We start from the raw sequence: 23,089 nt of genomic DNA, 5'->3' as shown, positions 1-23,089 counted from the left end.
AAAAAAAAAAACATCAATTTACAATAGCGTCGTAAATTACTTTTTGAATACGTGTTCGTAAACCCGATTTTATCAAAAGCGTATTGGAAGAGGAAGGGTAAGTTCTGTTCGACAAGAACACGTAAACGATTTCCTCTTCGGGATCGGCCCAAGTATAGGTGCCGGTAAAACCACTGTGGCCAAAACTTTTTCGGGATACACAACCACAGGTAGGGCCGCCATCTTTTAATTGGGGTTTATCAAAGCCTACCCCACGCCTCACGTTTTCATCGCAGAAATAACAGGTATTGAACTTTTTGACCGTACGTGCATCCAAAAAACGGGTGCCTCCGTAAATGCCGTCCTGTAAGTACATTTGCATGATCTTGGCGATATCACCTGCATTACTGAAAAGTCCGGCATGGCCTCCGACCCCACCTTGCATGGCCGCCCCCATATCGTGCACATAGCCTTGAACGGTCTCGTAACGGTAATATTTATCGACTTCGGTGGGTACAATCCTGTTTTTAGGGAATTTCTCAAGAGGATTATAACTCGTATTCAATGCCCCGATGGGCTTATACAGAAATTCATCCACCTGCTTGTCCAATCGCTTCTTGCCAACTTTTTCAATGTATTTTTTCATCACGTAATAACCTACATCACTGTACCTATAGCGATTCGATTTTAAGCTCTGTCTCCCGATCCGGTTATAGATGGAATCGTTATACGCATCGGTAAGATAAAGTTTATCGGTTACCTTATACGAAAAACCATCGGTAGGTTCCGTTCTATAGAACTCTTTCGATGGTTTTCGGTTCTTGTCAAGCGTAGCGACATAAAAAGCGATCCACGCGGGCAGTCTTCCATAATGTGACAATGCCTTTAGTACGGTGACGTTCTTCAGTTCCGATTCGGCATATTCGGGAATCAGTTCCTGAAAGGTATTGTTCAGTTTGATATCCCCCTCCTCTTCCATTTTCATGATCATCGGCAACGTACCCAATATTTTTGTTATGGAAGCCAAATCATAAATATGTTCGGTGGTAATACTGTCCTTAGAATCGTAGGTCGGCTTACCAAACCCTTTATTATAGACCACCTTTCCCTTTCGGGCCACCAGTACCTGGGCACCCGGAAACATTAAAGAATCGATCCCATGCCGTACCAGTGTATCGATTTGGGCCAATTTGGCCGCATCGAAACCCACCCGCTCGGGATAACTGTACCCCAATCGCAATAACGACTTTAACCGAACCTGGGTGTTTACCGGAAAATCGCTATGGGCGGTAACCGGCAACTTACCTTCACCGGGGATGGCCCCGAAAATCAACTGAGCCGTCTTACGCTGTGCCAACTCGCTGTTTTGATACGCTACCACTACCCCGTCGATACTCTTAAAGGAAGGTACATCTAAGAGTGCGTAAGGCTTAGCGAATACCGACAATATCAAGTTTGATGTTCGTTGGTTCGCTATTTCCTCCAACCACTGTAGTTCTCTTTTTGAAAACTTATACGCTTTCCAAGGGCTTTCATTACTCTTATGAAGTCCCACGATTACCAAGTTATAATCTTTAAGCTTCGTCTTTAAGGTTCCGATATCACTGGCGTTCACCTGTTTTACCGCAGCATATTTGTTCAATTCTTCAAGAAAGGGATCACTATTGGCATCGCCGAACTTTACATAGGCGATTTTCTTGTTCTCCAACTGCTTGACTCCCATCAGGTAAAAATTGTTCTTTACCACGGTCAAGGCCTTTTCTATGGCCTCTTCGTAAATCAGGTCATCGGTTCTCGAATTCAGGTCCTCATAAAGATTTTTGAGCTCCACCGGCTTATACCTGTTTAGCCCGACCTTATATTTCGCCATTAAAATTTTCTTTACCGAACTGGCCAACCTTTCTTCGGTAATCCTTCCCTTTTCATAAGCTTTGGCCAGTTTTTCCTTGGCCTTGTCCACTTGTGTAGGCATTAATAGGATGTCATTGCCCGCCATGAAAGCGGCCAACTCGGCATCACCATCTTTACCGTGGTTGGTTACCCCCTTCATATTTAGGGCATCGGTAAAAACCAATCCTTTAAAATTCATTTCCTCCTTTAACAACCCAGAAATGATCTGCTCCGACAAGGAAGACGGAAGTTCTTTTTGCAACTCGAGCGCAGGTACCTCTAGATGGGCGACCATAACACTACTCAAGCCTTCGTCGATCAATCTTCTGAAAGGATACAATTCTACACTATCAAGTCGTTCGCGGGTAAAATTGATCATGGGCAAGGCCTTATGCGAATCGGTTTCCGTATCCCCATGGCCTGGAAAGTGTTTTCCACTGGCGAGTACCCCGGCACTTTCCATTCCTTTCATAAAGGCAATTCCCTTATTGGCTACGTTCTCACGGTCTTCCCCAAAAGAGCGATTACCTATTATAGGATTTTTCGGGTTTGTATTGATATCGATGTCGGGAGCAAAATTGATATGCACGCCCAAACGTTTGGCATGCTCCCCGATGCGCCTACCTACCTTTTGTACCACGGTGTTATCGGTAATGGCCCCTAGGGTCATATTCCATGGAAAGGCATATGTAGAGTCTAACCTCATGGCAAGTCCCCACTCGGCATCTAGGCCGATCATCAAGGGAAGTTTTGAAACCGATTGAAATTCGTTCGTTAGTTTGGCCTGTCTCATAGGGCCACCCGTAGAAAAGATTACCCCTCCAATATGCTGTTCCTTAATGAGTGCCTTTATTTTATCTGTACTGGATTTAGCCTGATCCGAGCCCACCATGACCATAAAAAGTTGTCCTAACTTTTCGTCAAGCGTCATCTCACTATAGCGCGCATCGACCCATTTACTTTGGGCCAGACTGTCTTTGGTCACCAAAGGATGTTGCGCTGCAGCACCTAGAATTACAAAAAAAAGTAAGGAAAAAACAGAAAAAAAACGCATTGTTCAGATAGATCTATGGCAATAACTAAAAACTAAAAGGAATATTGCATTTCATCCGATATATATAATGAAACCAATACTTCAGGAAACATGTCGAACCGATTTCACTACATAAACCGGGCATGCCAACTCTCCCCGGCGGGTACTTCCCAATGTTCTTGGTACTCCTGTTTATTGGCAACAAGATTGTTAAAAACAATAGTGTTTTTAGACACTGCCTTTTGTTTGGCCATTTTTTTGAAATCTATCAAGGTCTTATAGGCAATGTGCTCGCCTTGCTTATAAGAAACGTTCATCTTATCAAGAAGTTCTACATTGTATTTTTTCTCTAAATGTTGGATAAAATGAACCGATGCGTCTATTGAACAACCTGATGCGGCCACCTCACTTTGGTCGAGGGCCAAAACAATAAACCTTTTGTATTTTATTTCATATCCTGCTTTCAACTGACTACCATGGGCGGTCCATTCTGTTATAAAGTCGTTGAGCTCGTTACGTATTTCGGCCAATTCGGCTTCGGTAAAACTGCGGTTGGCCTGATAGATCCATATGCGTGAAGCATCGGGCAAAGTATTAAATTCTACTAGCATTTTCTTGTGTTCTAATTGGGGGTTCTTAATCGAGGGGCCCTACAGGTCTTGCGCAGAGGCAATCAGCTCGGCAATATCCATCACGGCAATGGCGCCCTCCTTTTCTTTATTCTTAACTCCGTCTGTCATCATCGTATTGCAAAATGGGCATGCGGCGGCAATAATTTCGGGCTGGGTCTCCATTGCCTGTTCCGTACGCTCTATGTTCACGTCCTTATCCCCTTTTTCGGGTTCCTTGAACATCTGTGCCCCACCGGCACCGCAACAAAGTCCCTTTTGCCTACAGCTCTTCATTTCAATAAGCTCGGCATCAAGTTTTCGGATCATTTCCCTTGGCGCTTCGTAAACATTATTGGCCCGGCCCAAATAGCACGGGTCATGGTAAGTTATACGCTTTCCTTTGAATTTTCCACCTTCAAGGGTAATCCTTCCGTCTTCGAACAGGGTCTTTAAAAATTGGGTATGGTGAACCACCTCATACTGCCCCCCTAAACCGGGGTACTCATTTTTAATGGTATTGAAGCAATGGGGACAAGCCGTTACGATTTTATTTATACCGTAGGCATTCATCACTTCGATATTGGTAACCGCCTGCATTTGAAAGAGAAACTCGTTGCCCGCCCTTTTGGCCGGATCACCGGTACAACTCTCCTCCGTACCCAAAACGGCAAAGGAAACATTCGCCTTGTTGAGCAATTGCACAAAAGCCTTTGTTATTTTTTTCGCCCTATCGTCAAAACTACCCGCACAGCCGACCCAAAACAAAACTTCTGGTTTCTGACCTGCGGCAAAGAGTTCTGCCATTGTTGGAACTTTCAATTCGTTCGCCATTGTAAAAAATTCAAATTCTAAAATTAGTATCGCGGCCCAAGTACCTTGTTTATTCTTCTTTGGCCCAGTTGAGTCGATCCATCTGGTTGAAAGGCCAAGGCGCCCCGTTATTTTCTATATTCCCCATCATATTGTTCAAATCCGTAGGCGCAGCGGATTGCTCCATTACCAAATATTGACGCATATCCATAATTATGGAAAGGGGATCTATGCTCACCGGACAAGCCTGAACACAAGCATTACACGTAGTGCACGCCCAAAGCTCCTCCCTAGAGATATAATCGTCTAGCAATTGCTTTCCGTCGTCTACAAACTGCCCCTTGTTGGCATCTATATTCTTACCCACTTCCTCTAAGCGGTCACGGGTATCCATCATGATCTTTCTGGGCGACAATTTTTTTCCGGTCTGGTTGGCCGGGCACTCGTCGGTACACCGCCCACATTCAGTACAGGTATAAGAATTCAACAACTGCACCCAACTCAGGTCGGTAACGTCGGAAGCCCCGAATTTTTCAGGTTCCCCAGCATCTTCTTCCGTAGGAGCGGCAAAAGGGTCGGCAGAAGGATCCATCATCAATTTTACCTCTGCGGTTACGGCATCCAAGTTTTTAAACTGTCCCTTTGGCTTCAATTTACCGTAATAGGTATTGGGAAATGCCAAAAGAATATGTAAATGTTTGGAATAATAAAGGTAATTCAAAAAACAAAGTATCCCTATAATATGAAGCCACCATGCCGTACGTTCCAAAAGTATCAATGAAGACATGGACATCCCCTCAAAAAGAGGTGCCATAAACTGGCTTACCGGAAACATACCGGCCTTTAAATAATGGTCTGCCCCCATTTGCTGCAATTGGTAATCGGCCCCGTTCATAGTCAGGAACAATACCATAAGAACCAATTCTATATACAGAATAAGATTTCCATCTTGCTTGGGCCAACCCGTCATTTCCGGTTTGATAAAACGTCTGACCCGAATAATATTACGGCGTACCCAAAATACGGTTACGGCAACAATGACCAAGAAAGCCAATACTTCAAAAGAGCCGATCAGCACATCGTATACCGAACCAAGGGGCGCAAAAAGGCGGTGTGTCCCCAAGATGCCGTCGAGTACGATCTCCAACACCTCGATATTGATAATGATAAAACCGACGTATACTATAATATGCAGAAAGCCCGCTACGGGACGAACCACCATCTTCGTCTGCCCCAAGGCAATTTTGGCCATGTTTTTCCAGCGTTGGCCTTTGTCATCGCTTACGTCTACATCTTTACCCAGTTTAATATTTCTTGACAGCCGTTTTACGTTTCGGGCAAAAAAACCGATACCGGCTATAAGTACGATTACAAATAAAATATTTGGGAAGTATTCCATCTATTGTTCGGGTTGTGGTTGTGGTTGAAGGTTGGCTGGATCGTCTTCCGGTAATTCGTAATCTACCTGCTTCTTACCGAAAACGGATACGTTTACGTAACGCTTGGGGTTCAAACGAAAGTCTTGGAGCAATAGATCCAGTTCCCTTGATGCATTGTTCAAATTTGTATAAAGTTCTTCGTCTTTCATAAGCTTGCCCAAAGTACCGTCCCCCTTCTCTATATTCGACATCAATTTGTTCAAATTGACCATAGTGGACTCTAGTTTTGCCAAAGTATTGCCGAGACCGGCATTGTTCAACGAGTCTGATAGTTTAGCGAAATTAGAGGTAAGTTCCTGAAAATTGTTCAACGATTGGTTCAAGTTCTCCTCGTTGGTACTTAAAATCCGGCTGAGCATATCGGCGCTTTTTTGAAAACTGGCTACGGTAGCGTTCAGACCGCTCAAGGTTTCCCTCAAATCTTTTTTGGCCCTATCGTCCAGCACTTCGTTCACGTTCATCAACAAGCTATCGGCATTGGTAACGGCCCCTTCCACTTTTTGCTGTAAGGGAGTCAGTTGTTTCTGTACCAATTGTGTCAGCCCCAGCTGAACCTTGCTGGTCAAGGTGTCGCCCGACTTTGCCATCGGTGCCCCGTCAAATATGGGTTTAACCTGAATGCCCTTTCCCCCGATAATTCCCGTATCGTAGAGCTCGGCAAAACTGTTCTTACTGAATTCAAAATCACTTTTAATAAACAAAGTGACCAATAAATGACCGCTCTGGTCCTTGAACTTAACGTCGGTCACTTTACCTACCACAAAACCGTTTATGGTTACGGGCGTGCCCACTTGAAGTCCTCCGACCTCTTTATACACTGCGTATATGGTTTTACCATCTTCAAATAAAGGCGATGATTTCAAATAGCTAAAACCTAAGATGAACAATAGAATACCGCCTATTACTATTATTCCTGTTTTTATTTCCCTGGATAGTTTCAAAAGGATCGATTTTGGGTTAATTAGAGACTTCTTTCAATATATAGGTCCCTAACAAAATTAGAAATAAAATATGGAAGGTAATTATTTATTGTATCGAAACCTACTTGATACTGTCTTTAAAAGGTATCCGTTCGCCATTTCTATAGGCAACGATATACGAAGTGGTATACCCTTTTAAGTCGGCGTTCGATTTCAACATTTTTGCCTCTTCCAATGATGGTGTGCTACCATATACATATCTATAAAGCCCTTTATAAGGTTCTTTGGCCACCCGATTGAGTCCGTTGAACGATTCAGGTCGTAAAGGGAGGTTCTTTGCACTGGCCATAATCTGAACCTTGTACACCACATCGGATTTTTTTTCCGCTGGGGCCACAGTAGTTTCCTTCGAAACCGAAGGTGCTGTCTTTTGCGGTTCTGGGGGAGTCTCTTTTTTTACCGCAACGTCCTGATCATTTCCCTTGGCCTCTTCGATGATTTGAATAGCCTCCTTCTTTGGCTCCGCGGGCACCTCGGTAGTCTTGGCCACAATAGGCTCGTCTTTGATTTTTTGCGATACCGTTTCTTTTTTCGGGGCAGCGACCGGTTCCGGTTTAGGCTGTTCTTTCTTTTCCTCTATCGGTTCGGGTTCGGGCGTACTGGTTATGATACTCGTATCGAAATCGGCAATATTGGCCCTAATATTCTCTTTATACGTAAGGATTGCCTCGGCTATGGAGGTTCCCATCTCCGACTGTCCCCTTTTTGAATTCAGGTAGGCCCCTTCCTCCTTATTCGTCAAAAAACCGGTTTCCACCAATACACTCGGCATAACGGTCTGGTGCAAAACAATAAACCCGGCCTGCTTGACCTTTCTATCGGTTCTCTTGAGCTTTTTCGTAAAGTTGTCTTGAATGGCCTTCGCCAAAGCTATACTCTGATCCAAAAACTCTTCTTGCATTATGGTAAGTCCGATTACCGACTCAGGCGAGTTAATATCGTAATCGGCGTACTTGCTCTTATAATTATCCTCCAAATAAATTACCGAGTTTTCCTTTTTTGCGATTTCAAAATTTTGTTTGTTCGCATGAAGTCCCAAAACAAAGGTTCCCGCACCGTGTGCATTTGAAGTATGTGAATCGCAATGAACCGACACAAAAAGGTCGGCATTGGCCTTATTCGCAATTTGTCCCCTTTCATAAAGATCTACGAAGGTATCATCCTTACGGGTATAGATTACTTTTATATTCGGATTTTTCTCTAAAATAGAGCCAGCTTTTAATACAATGTTCAACGCGATCTGCTTTTCCAAATACCCGTTGCCCATATTGCCTGGATCATGTCCGCCATGCCCAGCATCAAGCACTACCGTGAATTTTCCATCGTTTCTGTTTTCAGGATTCTTGGTGTAAAAAGAAGATAAGATTAGTGCTAAAAAAATAATAGGAAATAGGAAAAACCGTTGTACACGGGTATTCACTCTGTATTTAGAAGCCTTCATTATGGTTAAATTTATGGTAACACCCTGTATAGGGAACGAAAAATATATGTAAGTTTGAGCTCCGAAAAATAAGCCGAACGGTTACAAAAATAGGATATATAGCCTTGCAATCAAACAAACATCTTTTACTTTTACTAGCATTGCTATTTGTTGGCGCTTTCAATTCACTCGCTCAAGAAGACGGTTTAATATGGCTACCCATCAAAGCAGACAAGGATACTATTATTGCCCCACTTTTCCCAGACCCCGTACAAAAAGACAGTATAGCGGGAGATTCAACCGCACTTGGCCCCAATAATGGCAAGGAGCCCTTACTACTTGACAAAATCAAGTACAAGGCCAAAGATTACGTCAAACTGAGCCAAAAAGACCAAAAGATATACCTCTATAACGAAGCCGAAATATATTACCAAGATACCGAATTAAAAGCCGGTATTATTACAATGGACTATATTAAAAACGAGGTATACGCGGGGCGAATCAAAGATTCTTTGGGCAATTACACCCAGCTCCCCTATTTTAAACAGGGTGATAACGAGGTACGGCCCGACAGTATCCGTTTTAACTTTGACACCCAAAAAGCCTTGATCTGGAACTCAAGAACCGAGCAGCAGGCCGGTCTAGGGCAATTGGGAAGCGACGCCATGAAGGTTTATGCGGAGATCACAAAAAAGGAAAACGATTCGGTCTATTTTCTTCACGAAGGAAAATTGACCACCTCACAAGACACCATAAATCCCGATTACTACATTCGGATCCGAAAGGCGAAATTTGTTCCCAAAAAGAAGGTCATTGCAGGCTTCAGCAACCTTTACATAGCCGATGTGCCGACGCCCGTGGCCTTGCCCTTTGCCTATTTCCCTTTAACGGTAGGCCGCTCCGCAGGATTGATGATGCCCACATTCGGTAACGACCCCGATAGAGGCTACTTTTTACAGAATGGAGGGTATTACATACCCTTTTCCGATTATGCGGATATTACCCTTACGGGGGATTTCTATACCAACGGAAGTTATGGTTTTAGAACACAAAGCGTGTACAGCAAGCGCTATCGCTACCGCGGTAACGTTAATTTCAGGTACGAAAATTTGGTCACGAGCCAGAAGGGTTTTGACGATTATAGCAACAGTAAGGTGTGGAACATTCAGATATCACACTCACAAGACACCAAGGCCAGTCCCAATTCCCGGTTTTCGGCATCGGTAAACCTAGGAAGCAGTTCGTATTACCAAAACTCATTGAACCAGGTAAACCTGCCCTTGACCCAGAACAACAACCTATCGTCATCCATTTCATATTCCAAGACCTTTCCGGCCTATCCTTCGGTCAACATGAGCCTTACGGCCAGTCATTCGCAGAATACGAGCCCTACGGCACGTGCCAACCCCGACCAAGACAACATACAGATGACCCTTCCTACTTTTCAGGCCAGTATGGAACGTATATTCCCATTCGCCAAAAAAGATGGGATTAAAAAAGGGGTGATACAGAATATTAATTTCCAGTATGACGTCAATGCACGTAACTCACTGACTACGAACGACGAAAACTTTTTAAAGGCGGCCATGTTCGACAATGCCAAGGTCGGTGCAAAACACCGCATCCCTATCAGCACCAATTTTAAGGTCGCCAAATTTTTCAGTGTTACCATGGGTGGGAGCTATGAAGACGTATGGGCATTGGAAACCTATACCCAACGCTACGAGCTCGGCGAAGACGGTGAGGTCGGTTCGGTCGTAAAAGATACCATTTCAGGTTTTGACCGCTACAACAAATACAATATGAGTGCCAGTATAGGAACTACGGTCTACGGTACTTTCAATTTTGGGGAAGACAAAAAGATACAAGCCTTACGCCACGTTATGCGGCCCTCGTTAAGCTACGGTTACTCCCCTTCTTTTGACCAGTTCTACGATGAATACCTGAACAACGATACCGGAGAGGTCGTACAGTATAGCCGCTTTGAAGGCACGCTAAACGGTGCCCCTAGCCTCGGCAAGAGCAACAGCCTTAGCTTTTCTTTGGCAAACACCCTCGAAGCCAAGGTAAGGGATAAGGATTCAACGGCCACCGAACCCAAAAAGATTCCGATTCTTAGCAATTTCAATATTTCCACCGGATATAATTTTGAGTCGGATTCCTTAAAATTAAGCCCCCTAAGAATTAACGGCGGAACGAACATTTTAGACAATAAAATGTCTATTAACTTTTCTGCAGGCCTTGACCCATACGCCATAGACAACAATGGTAGCAGAATCGACAAATTCAACATCGATAACGGAGGAAGCCTTTTTAGATTGACCCAAGCCAATATAAACATCGGGTATTCCATAGACAGCAAGACCTTTGGAAAAAAGAAAGAAGAAGAGGAAGAAGAGGAAGAGGCCGGTGCCTACGATTACGTAGCCCAAAGCGGAGGTAGGGACGACGACCTTTTCGGAAGGGCGGACGACTTTGACAGGCGAAGAATAGATGACGACGAAAAAGATAAGGGTGAAGACGTAGATAACCCGCGCTACGCCACCAAAATCCCATGGAATTTTCGATTGGCCTATTCCGCAAGTTACTTCAACTCGGCCCGACAGAACGAATTCAGCAGTCATTCATTGATGTTCTCGGGCGACATTGAGCTTTCTCCCCGTTGGAAGGTGGGCGGCTCCAGTGGATACGATTTTAAGAACAAAGGTTTTACCCTTACCCAGTTACGCTTTGAACGCGACCTAAAAAGTTTTAGGATGAACTTTAACTGGACCCCTTTTGGTCAATACTCTCGATGGTATTTCTTTATCGGAATAAAAAGCTCCATCCTTAGCGACCTGAAGTGGGAAAACCGAAGTCAGCGCTAACAAGGTCGACATTCTTAGCTACATTTGCCAAAACAGCCTACAGCTAAAAAACAAAAATCACAGAACGATGAAAACAATAATCAACACCCCCAATGCCCCTGCCCCTATTGGTCCTTACAACCAAGCCGTCTTAAGCGGAGACACCCTTTATATATCAGGACAGATCCCTATAGACCCCGCCACAGGAAAGCTTATTGAGGGTGACATCGCAAAAGAGGCACGACAATCTATGGAAAACCTAAAAGCGGTACTTACCGAAGCCGATATGACTTTTGAAAATGTAGTCAAGAGCACTATTTTCTTGAAGGACATGAAGCAGTTTTCAGAGGTCAACGAAGTGTACGCGACTTATTTCGACAGTGAAACGGCACCCGCCAGGGAAACCGTAGAAGTCTCAAACCTGCCCAAGTTCGTCAATGTTGAAATTTCAATGATTGCGGTACGCTAACCCAAAACAAAACAGGCCTTGACTTTCATCAAGGCCTGTGATATATTGCAATAAACAAAGCTAGATGGTTTCTACATGAAACTCCATCAATCCTTCTATCGGTCGTTGTCTAATAACCCCAACGATCAAGTCGTTACGCTCAAGGACCGTTACCAGTTCATCCCTTAAGTAATGCGCTATACTTCCCACAAAGTTGATCGGCACCTTGGTCGCCAGTTCAAACTGCATGATATAGTTGTTTACAAACTGCTGGAAGCCCTTATCGATAACCCCTTTACAATACGGATGGTTTTTGTTTTCCACTAAAAACCGGGCAAAGGTAGCCAAATAGGTATTCGGATTCGGTTGTTTGTACAAGTTCTCTTTTATGACATCGGCATCCAAATTATACTCTTTGGCAAACTTGATACCTAAGTCTTGGGGCATTTTGTGAAAATAGTAGTCCCTTATCAACTTTCGTCCAAAGAAATTACCACTACCGTCATCCATGGGTATATAACCTAAGGAAGTCACTTTCTGAAACAGCTGATGCCCGTCGTAGTAACTACAGTTAGAGCCTGTTCCCAAGATACAAACGATTCCTTGGTGACCTATTTTGGTTGTGGAAAAAATTGCGGCATAGGTATCTTCCTTTACATCGGTTTTTGCATTGGGGAAAAAATCCTTAAAGATATCCCCAAGGAATTTTTTCATACGGTCGGTACCACATCCGGCCCCGTAAAAATGCAATCTGGAAACCTTCTCCCTATTTTTTGAAAGCTCAAAGTTATTGGCCAATCTATCCTCGATTACCTCTCTAGTCAAAACTTCTGGGCTCAACCCTAAGGTTTGGGTCATAAACAACTGGTTACCCTTTTCATCCAAGGCAATCCAATCTGATTTTGTGGCCCCACTATCTACAATTAAAATCATAATCTTCGTTTAAAAAAATAATCCTGAAAATAAGCAATTTTTTGCCCACTCTCAGGATTACCATTAGTAATATTCAGAAAAATTATAAGCTGGCAACGTGCTGAGTCAAATCTACCATTTTGTTAGAAAAACCAGCCTCGTTATCGTACCAACAAATCAATTTGAAGAACTTAGAGTTCAATTCGATACCTGCACCGGCATCAAAAATACTTGTACGTTTATCACTTACGAAATCTTGAGAAACAAGAGCCTCTTCAGTATAACCCAAAATACCTTTCAACTCGCCTTCAGAAGCCGCTTTGAACGCTTTTTTGATTTCTTCGTAAGAAGTGTCTTTTTGAAGACGAACCGTTAAATCCACTACAGACACATCAGCCGTAGGAACCCTAAAGGCCATACCTGTAAGCTTACCTTCCAATGCTGGAATAACCTTAGTTACCGCTTTAGCAGCACCTGTAGATGCAGGAATAATGTTCAACATAGCACTTCTACCACCTCTCCAGTCTTTTCTAGAAGGACCATCAACGGTCATTTGAGTTGCTGTAGTAGCGTGAACCGTAGTCATCAATGCCTCCTCGATACCGAAGTTATCGTTCAACACTTTGGCCATTGGAGCCAAACAGTTGGTAGTACAAGATGCGTTAGATACGATAGTGTTAGAAGCCGTAACCTCTTTATGGTTAACACCCATTACGAACATTGGGGCATCTTTGGACGGAGCGGAGATCACTACTTTTTTGGCACCCCCATCGATGTGGTATTGTGCAGTTTCCAAAGTGGTGAAGATACCGGTACACTCAGCAACGATTTCAGCGCCAACGGCATCCCACTTGATATTTTTTGGGTCACGCTCAGCTGTGATCCTTACTGTTTTTCCGTTAACGATCAAGTTACCATCTTGAACCTCAACAGTACCTTCGAACTTACCATGTACGGAATCATACTTTAAAAGGTAGGCCAAATGCTCAACGTCCAACAAATCGTTAATGGCGACTACATCTACACCTTCTCTTCTTACAGTTTCCCTAAAGACCAATCTTCCGATACGGCCGAATCCGTTAATTCCTATTTTTAAATCTGACATGCTCTTCTTGTTTTGAATTAAATTATGTTGTCATTATTTCTGAAACTCGAATAAGTTCCTTATCTATTTTCGTATGTCCTTTGATAGCTTTGCTAATCGGCGTAAGAATAATTTTGTTGTTCTGGACCCCCACCATAAAGTTGGTCTGCCCTTCCAACAAGCTTTCTACGGCCTTCACTCCCATTCTACTGGCCAAGACCCTGTCGTAACAAGATGGCGCCCCTCCACGCTGCATATGCCCTAATACGGACACCCGTACATCGTAAATAGGTAAGTGTTCCTCAACATATTCCTTAAGTTCAAAAACACTTTTACCGATCTTATCACCTTCAGCCACCACAACGATACTAGATGACTTACCCGATTTTTTACTACGCTTTAAAGATTCGAGCAAACGCTCAAGACCTCGGTTCGCCTCAGGAATCAATATCTCTTCGGCACCCGCACCAACGCCGGTATTTAAAGCGATATGACCTACATCCCTACCCATAACCTCAACAAAGAAAAGTCGGTTATGCGAGCTGGCGGTATCCCTAATCTTATCGATTACCTCAACCACCGTATTCATGGCCGTATCAAAACCTACCGTATTAGATGTACCGAATATATCGTTGTCGATAGTACCCGGAATACCTATAATCGGAAAGTGATACTCTTGGTTAAATACCATAGCTCCGGTAAAACTACCGTCGCCCCCGATAACCACGAAAGCATCGATACCCTCTGCCCTTAATTGCTCATAGGCTCTTTTGCGCCCTTCGGGCGTTCTAAAACCATCACAACGGGCCGATTTGAGAATCGTTCCTCCTTTATTGATTATGTTATTGACGCTACGTGCGTCCATCGGCTTAAAATCCCCCTCGATCATGCCCTGATATCCTCTATAGATACCTACGCAATCTACTTTCATGTAGGCACAAGTTCTAACCACGGAGCGTATTGCAGCATTCATGCCGGGGGAATCACCTCCGGAGGTCAAAACACCTATTTTCTTTATTTCTGAAGCCATTAAAAAAAACTAAGTTGCAAAACTAACAAACTTATTCGAATTCCGATCCTGTTATCCATCTAATTTAACGTCTTGATAACTCAGCTCACATTTTCTTAAAATATGTAACCAATTATAACATTTTTACACCCCTTGCTTTCGACTTACTAAGAATATGACAAAAGCCTGATTCTGCTACAAATGCGAAATTTTAGTATTTTTTAGATGCGTTTTTTAAGAAAATACCCCCGTTTTAGACCGATTACCACTAAAAAGAACCGTATAACCCCTTTTAGTTTAACTGCTTATCCTTAGGGTAAAATTTCAGCAAACTATCTTTACCCATTACGGCACTAGGAACCTGGCCGGGTTCGGGAAGCTCTTCTTTAGCCGCTTCCTTTTTTAGAATATTCCGGAAGAGCTCCCTAAAACTATTGAAATCTACTTCATACGAAATACCTACACCTTGGGTATACCCCAATCTATCGGCCAAATATTCCTGTATCTCGTTCTCCCTGTTGAAAAATTTGGCACTTAAGGTCCCTTCTTCGTTCAACAACAATTGTATCTCAAAATTTCCCGCTACGACGGTTTCCGTGGTCCCCCCTACCGGAACCCCTACTTTTCCATTAAAAAGCATGCGGTCACTGATCCGGGTAGAAACGGTCACCCCTATTCTGTTTTCCGTCTGGTAATCGGCACTTCTATCAAGAATTCCCTGCTCGTACGAAAGACCAAGGTTAAATTTATCGTTATTGCCCAACACTTGGTTCAACAGTCCCGAGGCCGATTGCAAAAGATTACCGGTTACCGCTTGTTGGTCGATGCCGGTCTGATCGTTCACGAAAGAGCCCTGAGCCAGCAAGAAAAGGGCATTGCGCTCTTCGACCGTAGGATCCTGCAATCGATATTCCAGCTCAGACTGCACGATACTATTGGTCCCCGGGAAATCAATATTAAACTCGATATCAGGACTCTCAAGGTCATCAGTAAGCTTAATCACCACTTCCGTAGGTATACGTCGTGTATACCCCGGATTGTCCAACAGAGGCGCCGGGTTGGCATTCAAGGCATATACCGCCTCGAGGTCCAAGGTCGCCTTTAGAGGCTCACGATCCCATACGATGGTACCCCCCGGTTTCACCTGAAAGGTTTTATTGATCACCCCACCGAACTTATAGTTATACTGTCCTTCGACCACAACAAAATCTCCGTACATTTCAAAGGCACCACGGGTATTGATACGGATCAACAAAATACCGACCCCGCTTCCTTTTAAAGAACTTCCGGTCTTGGTATCGGTCACGATCTCTACCTCTGCATCAGGGGTAACATCAAGGTCAAAAGTAAGCTCAAGTCCCTGAAACTCGTCTAGGGTGCGTTCTTCTTCCACATGGTTCAACTGATTCTTCTCCACAAAATTGATAAAGGAATAATCCCCAATGGAAGCCACATCACTAAGCGGGATCTTTAAGGAAGTCCCCCTTGCCGTTTTTCCTTCCACCTTAATATTCAAAGCCTTGGTAGGCCCGAAAATCCGACCTTTTCCGTCTAAGTAACCGGTACCATAGTACAGCACTTCCTCTTCAAAGTCGGTATTCAAAATCAAAAGCCTGTCGTTATTCGTATCTACATCGATATCGAGCAACCAATTATCAAAAAAGGAATGACTTATCGTTCCATCCAAGACTGCCTTGGTCTTCTTATCTACGTCCGTAATTTTTATCTGATCGAAATCAAAGGTCTGCTTACTCAGGTTCACCCTAGAGTTCGCCGCAAAATCATAGTCAACATTTAGATACGGAATACCCAGACCGGCCTTATCCAAAGTAAGTACACCGCTAAAATCAGGGTTATCTACCGAACCTTGGATACGTGCATTACCGCTGACATACCCCCGTATATGGCTAATAATATTTTCCCCCAGGGGAGCAAAAGGCTCCAAATCAAACCGATCAAAGCTTACCAAAAGGTTGGCTTTGGGCATATCTTCCTTATTGTCGATACTCCCTACCACGCTCAATTTTTCCAATCCCTTATCGGTAATCTGTGAATTTACCGCAAACTCCGTCAAATCTTTATTACCGACAATACCTACGGTAAGATCCCCCAAGCGCATATCATTAATGGAGAAATCATCGACCGCAAGGTTGGAAGAAGGCAAATAAATATTGTCTTTCTGCAAGATATTGAGCGTTCCGTTCACTTCACCCTGTAACCGAAGACTATCTATAGCGGGCGTTATTTTGTTCAGCGAAACAATCTTGAACTGAAGCTGCAAATCTTTATAGGTAGAGTCGGCCAACTGCCCTTTCAGACGAATCTGTTCCTGGGCGCTATTGTTCATTACGATTTCCCGTATATCGATACTATCGAGCGTACGGTTAATGACTACCTTGTTTTTATTGTCGCCGTCTTTATTGAGAATCCATTTATTCCCCTTAAAGTTTACATCGGAAGTCTTTAAACCGATCACCGACTTGTTGTCTTTATTAAAGGTGTGATAAAAGTTAAGATTATAACTATCGTTCAAATCACTCCCCCCTTTAAATTCCGTCCTAAAGAACAAGGTATCTTTTAGAGTCGTGTTGATCAGGTTAAAATCTTTTACATCGTAGTAGTTGGTAGAAAGATCACTAACCGATATATAGGTATTGAACAATGGGTTTTTATTATCGATCTTGATATCTATATTATCGGCCTCATTACCAAATGCGACTATACTAGGGGACTTAAAGTTCAACTTAAAGTCACCCTCATCGGCCACAATATTTCCCTTGATAAAGGTATTTGGGTCAAATTTCACTTCAGGAAAAAAGACATCGACAATCTTGTTATAGATTTTAAAATTAAAGGCAAGGGTCTGCCCTCCCGATATCTTAAAAGGCCTATAGTTGGTATAGATGCTTCCCAAGGAGTTTTGTACCAAACGACCCAACTCACCCACTTTAAACTTTCCTTTCATATAACCGGTGATAATATCCGGCGAGTTGATATCGATCACGCGAACCGTATCGTTCTCAAAGGTCGAGGACACTTTAAAATCTTCAAAGTAATAGGTGTCGTTCTTATTCTGAAAGATGGTCTTGGTGAATTTGACATCCCCCACAAGGTTATCCAGGGTATTTCCGGTAACATCCATATTCACATTTCCCTTAAATATGGAAACGCTGTCGTTGACAAAATTCAACTTATTGAGGTCGGCGTAATCAACGGAGGCTATAAAATTAAAATCGTTTCGATCTTCCCCGAAATCGGCAAGCCCTTTAAAGCTGAATTTAATATTCTCGTCATTGCTCAGTACCGTACCATCGAACAACTGCTCCTTTAAAATTCCCGAGACCTTGAGATTCTTATAAGCGTAGTTGTTAAACTCCACCGAATACACCTCACCTATAACCTCGGTATTCAAAGTTTCCTGAACAAAGCCCTGCCCCTCCACATTAAAATCCAAGGAGGTCTTGCCCAATCTTTCGTTTTCGGTAAAATCGCCCAAATCAAAATCAATAAGGGACACAAAACCTTTATAGGTTGCGTTGTCGATATTGTTGATATCGGAAAGCTCAAGATCGGCATAACTGCTTCCTATAGCTGTATTAAGGTTCACCTTGGCGTCTATTGAATTTTCGGTAATGACCGCATCGCCCCGTATGGTGAACTGCCCCAGTTTCTGAAAACTTGAAGGCAAGGATTTTCCCAATATATTCGGCATAAGGGCACGTAGCTCATAATAGCTTGACGTAACGTTCTTCATATCGGCCCGCATAATGAAGGGCTTTTTACGATCGAACAGGCTTTTAAAATTAAAATTGCCCCTGATACCCGTATTGTCGGACTGTAAGAACAATTCTTCGGTATTAAGATCATTTAACACCCCAGATATCTTAGACGAAAAATTGACCTCCTTGCCCCTACCGAACTGATCGTAGAGCATGTTTATCTCGTCAAAGGACACGACAGATTCTTCAAATTCGGCCGTTAAGTTGACCTTGTTTAAAAAGTCGGCAAAATCCTTTCGCTCATAATCAAAGACCAAATCCCCTTTTAAGTGCGAACCAACAGTCTGTATCTTCAACGAGTCAAAACGCATTTGCTGTTTTGTATACTTGAAATCGGTAGACATTTGCTGAACGTTGATGCCCCGCTGACTATTAAAGGCCATGGTATTGATTTTGGCCGACACCTGAGGACCAAGAATAAGAAAATCGCTTGCCCCGATATTCAGCTCTTCAAAATCAAGCAAGAGTTGATTTTCAAAATTCTCATCGATCAAGCGAAAAGTACTATTGGCAATCTCAACATCAGAAGACGAAAAGAGAAAAGGATCCGTACCGGGCTTACGCGGTTTTCCGTCATCGAACTTATCGATGAACACCTCAAGGTTGGTACTCCTATTGTCCAAATAGGTTTTCAACTTAAAATCCAGCTCATCTATTTTTATGTCACCAAACTCGAGTTTGCCCTTGCTCAGGTTTCTAATACTAAGAATGGAAGTCGTAAGCTTGTTTACGTAAAAAAGGGTATCTTTTCTGTAGTCCTCAATATAGATTCCTTCAAGATTGGTATCCCACGTAATCAGTGAAATTCTGAGTTTATCGATATTGATATTCGTACCAAAATCATTGTTGATCGTATCCGTGGCATATTTGGCGAAACTTGTCTGAACGAAGGGCAAGGAAAGTATGACCGTAGCTAAAATACAGATCAGCACGAGTACCATCATGGTTCTAATCAGTATTTTTCTCAGTTTTTTGATAGGTCTATATGTTTTATCTTTGCGCGTTCAACTTTTATTCCAAACTCGGTGAAAAACGAAACTATTTATATCCTTGCCATAGAATCTTCATGTGACGATACTTCTGCGGCTGTCTTGAGCAATAAAAAAGTACTCAGTAACATCACGGCCACACAAAAAATTCACGAAGAATATGGAGGTGTTGTACCCGAACTCGCTTCACGGGCGCACCAGCAAAACATAGTTCCAGTAGTACACCAAGCTTTGAACAAAGCAAATATCGACAAAAAACAATTATCCGCCATAGCTTTTACGCGCGGTCCTGGATTGATGGGCTCGCTTCTTGTCGGAACCTCGTTCGCAAAGTCGCTTTCATTAGGCCTGAACATCCCACTAATCGAGGTCAACCACATGCAGGCACACATCTTGGCCCACTTTATAGAAGGGCAACAAGACGGCGCTCCCGAGTTTCCTTTTTTAGCTATGACCATTAGTGGCGGCCACACGCAAATTGTTCTTGTAAAAGATTTTTTCGATATGGAAATTCTCGGCGAAACACTTGACGATGCCGTTGGGGAAGCCTTTGACAAGAGTGCCAAAATTTTAGGCCTACCCTACCCCGGAGGGCCGCTGGTAGACAAATATGCCCAAGAAGGAAACCCCAAAGCCTTTCCTTTCCCTAAACCAAAGGTCGAAGGACTAAATTTTAGTTTCAGCGGATTAAAAACCAGTATTTTATATTTCATACAAAGGGAAACCGCAAAGAATCCCGATTTCGTTCAAGAAAACCTGAAAGATATTTGTGCATCGATACAAAAAACAATCATCCATATTCTAATGGACAAGCTCAAAAAAGCCGTAGAAGAAACCGGAATTACCCAAATAGCTATCGGAGGCGGGGTAAGTGCCAATTCAGGTATTAGGAACGCACTTAAAATGGCCGAAAAAAATAGGGGCTGGCAAACCTTCATACCCCGATTCGAATACTGCACCGACAATGCGGCAATGATCGGCGTAGTAGGCTACCTAAAATACCAACAGCATAAATTCTCCGAACAGGACATCTCCGCCAAGGCCCGTTATATGCTTTCCCAAAAAAAACTCTAACAATAGATTCGCTACAACCCAACCTTGAGTGTTAAACAAATTTCGTTCCCACCATATTGTTCATACCTTAGACCTATGCAATTATTTTACAATCCAGACTTAGACCAGAGCGTTTCACAGTTCACCTTCTCACAGGAAGAGAGTCGACATATAGTTAAAGTATTACGTAAAAAAGAAGGCGACACTTTACACATTACCAATGGAAAAGGATTTATTTTCGAGTCCGAAATCTTACTCGCCGACCCCAAAAGATGCAAGGCCCAAGTGGTCTCGACAACAAAGAAACACCCTCAAAGACACTGGCTACATATGGTGGTCGCCCCGACGAAAAACAATGATCGCTTCGAGTGGTTTTTAGAAAAAGCTACCGAAATTGGGGTAAACGAAATTACCCCTATCTTTTGCGATAGATCGGAACGAAAAGTTATCAAAAAGGAGCGCTTGGAAAAAGTGGCCCAATCGGCCATGAAACAAAGCCTACGCAGTTACCTCCCCAAATTGAACGACGCCATAGCCTACAAAGACTACATCGCCCAAGCACAAAACGGACTCTTGTTCATCGCACACTGCGAAGAAGAAGAAAAAGTAGACCTAAAAAGAAGGGTCGCGGCCGACACGGACGTCACCATATTGATCGGGCCCGAAGGTGACTTTTCACCCGAAGAAATACGATTGGCCCGTAAAAGCGGCTTTTTACCCGTTTCTTTGGGCGAATACCGCTTACGAACCGAAACAGCGGCCATTGTAGCCTGCACCACCGTCACCATGATCAACAATTCATAGGAAGCCAAACAAGGAACACAAGCTTTTTTACCCGCCCGTTACACAAGATTTCACATGTTCGCAAAGACCATAAACCAACTATGACGGAAAGCTTCGCCCCACCTCTTCAACGAAAATATTTTTCACATATCTATTGTCTCCCCCAAACAATCGATATCTAAACAATTCGTTTATACTTCATAATTCATACATTTGAATAATAGTTCTTTAGTCTGACATTAAAATGAAACGATTGACCCATTATTTAGCCTTCCTTACCCTGTTGATAACAGTTTCCTTACCTGCCCAAGAGATTGCCATATTAAAATATAAGGGAGGAGGCGACTGGTACGCCAACCCCACCGCCCTACCAAATCTCATCGTATTTTGCAATGAAAATATCGGGACCGCCCTGCCCCCGAAACCCGAAACCGTTGAAGTAGGAAGCAGCACCATTTTTCAATATCCCTTCATTCATATGACCGGACATGGCAACGTAGTCTTTTCCGACGAGGAAGCAGAAAACCTAAGAACCTACCTTCTATCCGGTGGGTTTTTACATATCGACGACAATTACGGTATGGCCCCCTACCTAAAAAAAGCCCTTGAAAAAGTCTTTCCCAACAAAACTTTGGAAGAACTCCCCAGCGACCATCCTATTTTCAAGCAAGTCTATTCATTTCCCGACGGACTACCCAAAATACACGAGCACGATGGTAAGCGCCCCCAGGCCCTAGGCATTTTTGACGAAAACCGACTGATACTGCTCTTCACTATAGAAAGCGACCTTGGGGACGGATGGGAAGACCCCAGCGTACACAACGACCCCGACGAAATAAGGACCAAGGCGCTTCAAATGGGCGCCAACATCATTCAATACGCCTTTACCAAGTAAATATACGCCCACAAAACGCAACAAAGAGATGAACTCAAAAACTATCAGCAACGGAATTCTGCGCGCCGTAGGAATCATTCTCAGCACCGCCCTGCTACTCTATTTTTTATGGAAAATCCAGTCCGTTATCGCCTATTTGGCCATTGCAGCTGTCGTAGCCCTTATTGGCCGTCCTGTCGTGTTCTTTTTCAGGCGCAGGCTCAAGTTACCCAATACCATTGCGGTAATCTTGACCATGGCCCTAATGGTAGGTGTGTTGAGCGGGATTATCGCTCTTTTCGTTCCGCTTCTAACGGAGCAGGGCAAAAACCTCTCACTACTCGATATTGACCAACTCGAACGAAACCTAGATTCACTGCACGAGCAAATCATCAATTTCATAGGCACCGCGCCAAACGTAGTGGACGAAATAATCGAAGACACCGACTTTGAAAAAACGATTGTAGACAGCCTTAATATCGGATTTATACCTAATTTTCTCAACTCTTTCCTAGACGTCCTAAGCACCGCCAGTATCGGACTCTTTTCCGTTTTGTTCATTTCCTTTTTCTTTTTAAAGGACAGTAATCTTTTTCAAAGCGGCATTCTGGCTTTTGTCAACGAAAAAAACGAAAAAAGGACCGTAACCTCTATTGAAAAAATAAACAATTTATTGTCGAGATACTTCGTTGGCTTGCTGCTTCAAATTTTTATCCTGTTCGTAATTTACACGATAACACTATTGATTTTAGGTATAGAAAACGCCATTGTCATCGCCTTTTTGTGCGCCCTCTTCAACATCATTCCATACATCGGTCCGATCATTGGCGGGGTCATTATGGTAGTGCTTACAATGACCAGTAATTTAGGCATGGATTTTAGCACCGTAATCCTCCCCAAAGCCGGCTATGTTTTAATCGGATTATTGATAGGACAACTCGTTGATAATTTCTTTTCACAACCCTTCATTTTTAGCAACAGTGTAAAGTCACACCCTTTAGAAATCTTCTTGATCATTATCATTGCCGGATTGCTTTTCGGTGTGGTCGGAATGATCGTCGCCGTACCCGGATACACCGCCATAAAAGTGATTTTAAAGGAATTTTTATCAGAAAACAAGCTTGTTAAATCGATCACAAAAAGTTTATAG

General features: G+C 43.2%; 16 protein-coding genes. 6 read left to right on the top strand and 10 right to left on the bottom strand.

All coding sequences use genetic code 11. The annotated features are described in order from the left end of the window. Positions 1–13: 13 nt before the first annotated feature. The 6 genes from B4Q04_RS17190 to B4Q04_RS17165 all read right to left on the bottom strand — a co-directional run bounded on the left by B4Q04_RS17190 (position 14) and on the right by B4Q04_RS17165 (position 8,183). Entirely contained in the window at positions 14–2,923 is a 2,910-nt protein-coding gene (locus B4Q04_RS17190; RefSeq protein ID WP_088697544.1) for a glycoside hydrolase family 3 N-terminal domain-containing protein, read from the bottom strand. A gap of 107 nt (positions 2,924–3,030) precedes the next feature. Continuing rightward, positions 3,031–3,513, bottom strand: coding sequence for a hypothetical protein (locus B4Q04_RS17185; RefSeq protein WP_013995072.1), 483 nt, complete (start codon positions 3,511–3,513; stop codon positions 3,031–3,033). A 39-nt stretch (positions 3,514–3,552) separates the two neighbouring features. After that, a complete protein-coding gene (locus tag B4Q04_RS17180; protein ID WP_013995071.1) occupies positions 3,553–4,344 on the bottom strand; it encodes a (Fe-S)-binding protein in 792 nt (263 codons plus the stop codon). A 49-nt stretch (positions 4,345–4,393) separates the two neighbouring features. Continuing rightward, positions 4,394–5,722, bottom strand: coding sequence for a (Fe-S)-binding protein (locus B4Q04_RS17175; protein ID WP_013995070.1), 1,329 nt, complete (start codon positions 5,720–5,722; stop codon positions 4,394–4,396). Further along, on the bottom strand, positions 5,723–6,703 hold the full coding sequence (locus tag B4Q04_RS17170; protein WP_088697543.1) for an MlaD family protein: 981 nt from the start codon (positions 6,701–6,703) through the stop codon (positions 5,723–5,725). A gap of 100 nt (positions 6,704–6,803) precedes the next feature. Beyond that, positions 6,804–8,183 carry an N-acetylmuramoyl-L-alanine amidase gene (locus B4Q04_RS17165; RefSeq protein WP_088697542.1) on the bottom strand — a complete coding sequence of 460 codons (1,380 nt, stop codon included), beginning with the start codon at positions 8,181–8,183 and terminating at the stop codon, positions 6,804–6,806. 104 nt (positions 8,184–8,287) lie between these two features. On the opposite strand from B4Q04_RS17165, the gene B4Q04_RS17160 reads away from it, so the two are divergent. Both B4Q04_RS17160 and B4Q04_RS17155 read left to right on the top strand, forming a co-directional pair. Further along, positions 8,288–11,029: a putative LPS assembly protein LptD gene (locus B4Q04_RS17160; RefSeq protein WP_088697541.1), complete on the top strand. Its 2,742-nt coding sequence runs from the start codon at positions 8,288–8,290 to the stop codon at positions 11,027–11,029. Positions 11,030–11,096: 67 nt separating this feature from the next. After that, the gene (locus B4Q04_RS17155) at positions 11,097–11,477 is read left to right on the top strand and encodes a RidA family protein (RefSeq protein ID WP_013995066.1); all 381 of its coding nucleotides are present in this window, start codon (positions 11,097–11,099) and stop codon (positions 11,475–11,477) included. 60 nt (positions 11,478–11,537) lie between these two features. Here B4Q04_RS17155 and B4Q04_RS17150 read toward each other — a convergent pair whose 3' ends face one another. The 4 genes from B4Q04_RS17150 to B4Q04_RS17135 form a co-directional block, all read right to left on the bottom strand. After that, a complete protein-coding gene (locus B4Q04_RS17150) occupies positions 11,538–12,389 on the bottom strand; it encodes a hypothetical protein (protein WP_013995065.1) in 852 nt (283 codons plus the stop codon). A gap of 82 nt (positions 12,390–12,471) precedes the next feature. After that, positions 12,472–13,473: a type I glyceraldehyde-3-phosphate dehydrogenase gene (gene gap, locus B4Q04_RS17145; protein WP_013995064.1), complete on the bottom strand. Its 1,002-nt coding sequence runs from the start codon at positions 13,471–13,473 to the stop codon at positions 12,472–12,474. Between the two features lie 22 nt (positions 13,474–13,495). Then, the gene (gene pfkA / locus B4Q04_RS17140) at positions 13,496–14,482 is read right to left on the bottom strand and encodes a 6-phosphofructokinase (RefSeq protein ID WP_013995063.1); all 987 of its coding nucleotides are present in this window, start codon (positions 14,480–14,482) and stop codon (positions 13,496–13,498) included. A 271-nt stretch (positions 14,483–14,753) separates the two neighbouring features. Further along, a complete protein-coding gene (locus B4Q04_RS17135; protein ID WP_013995062.1) occupies positions 14,754–19,184 on the bottom strand; it encodes a translocation/assembly module TamB domain-containing protein in 4,431 nt (1,476 codons plus the stop codon). Between the two features lie 81 nt (positions 19,185–19,265). Here B4Q04_RS17135 and tsaD point away from each other — a divergent pair, with 81 nt between their 5' ends. The 4 genes from tsaD (at position 19,266) to B4Q04_RS17115 (ending at position 23,089) form a co-directional block, all read left to right on the top strand. Next, complete coding sequence (gene tsaD, locus B4Q04_RS17130; protein WP_013995061.1) at positions 19,266–20,303, top strand: tRNA (adenosine(37)-N6)-threonylcarbamoyltransferase complex transferase subunit TsaD; 1,038 nt, start codon at positions 19,266–19,268, stop codon at positions 20,301–20,303. A 75-nt stretch (positions 20,304–20,378) separates the two neighbouring features. After that, positions 20,379–21,086: a 16S rRNA (uracil(1498)-N(3))-methyltransferase gene (locus B4Q04_RS17125; RefSeq protein ID WP_088697540.1), complete on the top strand. Its 708-nt coding sequence runs from the start codon at positions 20,379–20,381 to the stop codon at positions 21,084–21,086. A gap of 223 nt (positions 21,087–21,309) precedes the next feature. After that, entirely contained in the window at positions 21,310–21,960 is a 651-nt protein-coding gene (locus B4Q04_RS17120) for a DUF4159 domain-containing protein (RefSeq protein WP_088697539.1), read from the top strand. Positions 21,961–21,988: 28 nt separating this feature from the next. Further along, a complete protein-coding gene (locus tag B4Q04_RS17115) occupies positions 21,989–23,089 on the top strand; it encodes an AI-2E family transporter (RefSeq protein ID WP_013995058.1) in 1,101 nt (366 codons plus the stop codon).

Origin of the sequence: Zobellia sp. OII3, assembly GCF_002211465.1 — a bacterium.
Taxonomy (GTDB): domain Bacteria; phylum Bacteroidota; class Bacteroidia; order Flavobacteriales; family Flavobacteriaceae; genus Zobellia; species Zobellia galactanivorans.
The sequence above is the reverse complement of the archived record's forward strand: the minus strand, read 5'-3'. Positions and strand labels throughout refer to the sequence as shown.

What these genes read in the sequence shown, in the direction of transcription:
- B4Q04_RS17115 (WP_013995058.1), top strand. Translation starts at nt 21,989, where the DNA reads ATGAACTCAAAAACTATCAGCAACGGAATTCTGCGCGCCGTAGGAATC.
- pfkA (WP_013995063.1), bottom strand. Translation starts at nt 14,482, where the DNA reads ATGGCTTCAGAAATAAAGAAAATAGGTGTTTTGACCTCCGGAGGTGAT.
- B4Q04_RS17150 (WP_013995065.1), bottom strand. Translation starts at nt 12,389, where the DNA reads ATGATTTTAATTGTAGATAGTGGGGCCACAAAATCAGATTGGATTGCC.
- B4Q04_RS17155 (WP_013995066.1), top strand. Translation starts at nt 11,097, where the DNA reads ATGAAAACAATAATCAACACCCCCAATGCCCCTGCCCCTATTGGTCCT.
- B4Q04_RS17185 (WP_013995072.1), bottom strand. Translation starts at nt 3,513, where the DNA reads ATGCTAGTAGAATTTAATACTTTGCCCGATGCTTCACGCATATGGATC.
- B4Q04_RS17175 (WP_013995070.1), bottom strand. Translation starts at nt 5,722, where the DNA reads ATGGAATACTTCCCAAATATTTTATTTGTAATCGTACTTATAGCCGGT.
- B4Q04_RS17135 (WP_013995062.1), bottom strand. Translation starts at nt 19,184, where the DNA reads ATGATGGTACTCGTGCTGATCTGTATTTTAGCTACGGTCATACTTTCC.
- gap (WP_013995064.1), bottom strand. Translation starts at nt 13,473, where the DNA reads ATGTCAGATTTAAAAATAGGAATTAACGGATTCGGCCGTATCGGAAGA.
- B4Q04_RS17165 (WP_088697542.1), bottom strand. Translation starts at nt 8,183, where the DNA reads ATGAAGGCTTCTAAATACAGAGTGAATACCCGTGTACAACGGTTTTTC.
- B4Q04_RS17180 (WP_013995071.1), bottom strand. Translation starts at nt 4,344, where the DNA reads ATGGCGAACGAATTGAAAGTTCCAACAATGGCAGAACTCTTTGCCGCA.
- B4Q04_RS17125 (WP_088697540.1), top strand. Translation starts at nt 20,379, where the DNA reads ATGCAATTATTTTACAATCCAGACTTAGACCAGAGCGTTTCACAGTTC.
- B4Q04_RS17190 (WP_088697544.1), bottom strand. Translation starts at nt 2,923, where the DNA reads ATGCGTTTTTTTTCTGTTTTTTCCTTACTTTTTTTTGTAATTCTAGGT.
- B4Q04_RS17120 (WP_088697539.1), top strand. Translation starts at nt 21,310, where the DNA reads ATGAAACGATTGACCCATTATTTAGCCTTCCTTACCCTGTTGATAACA.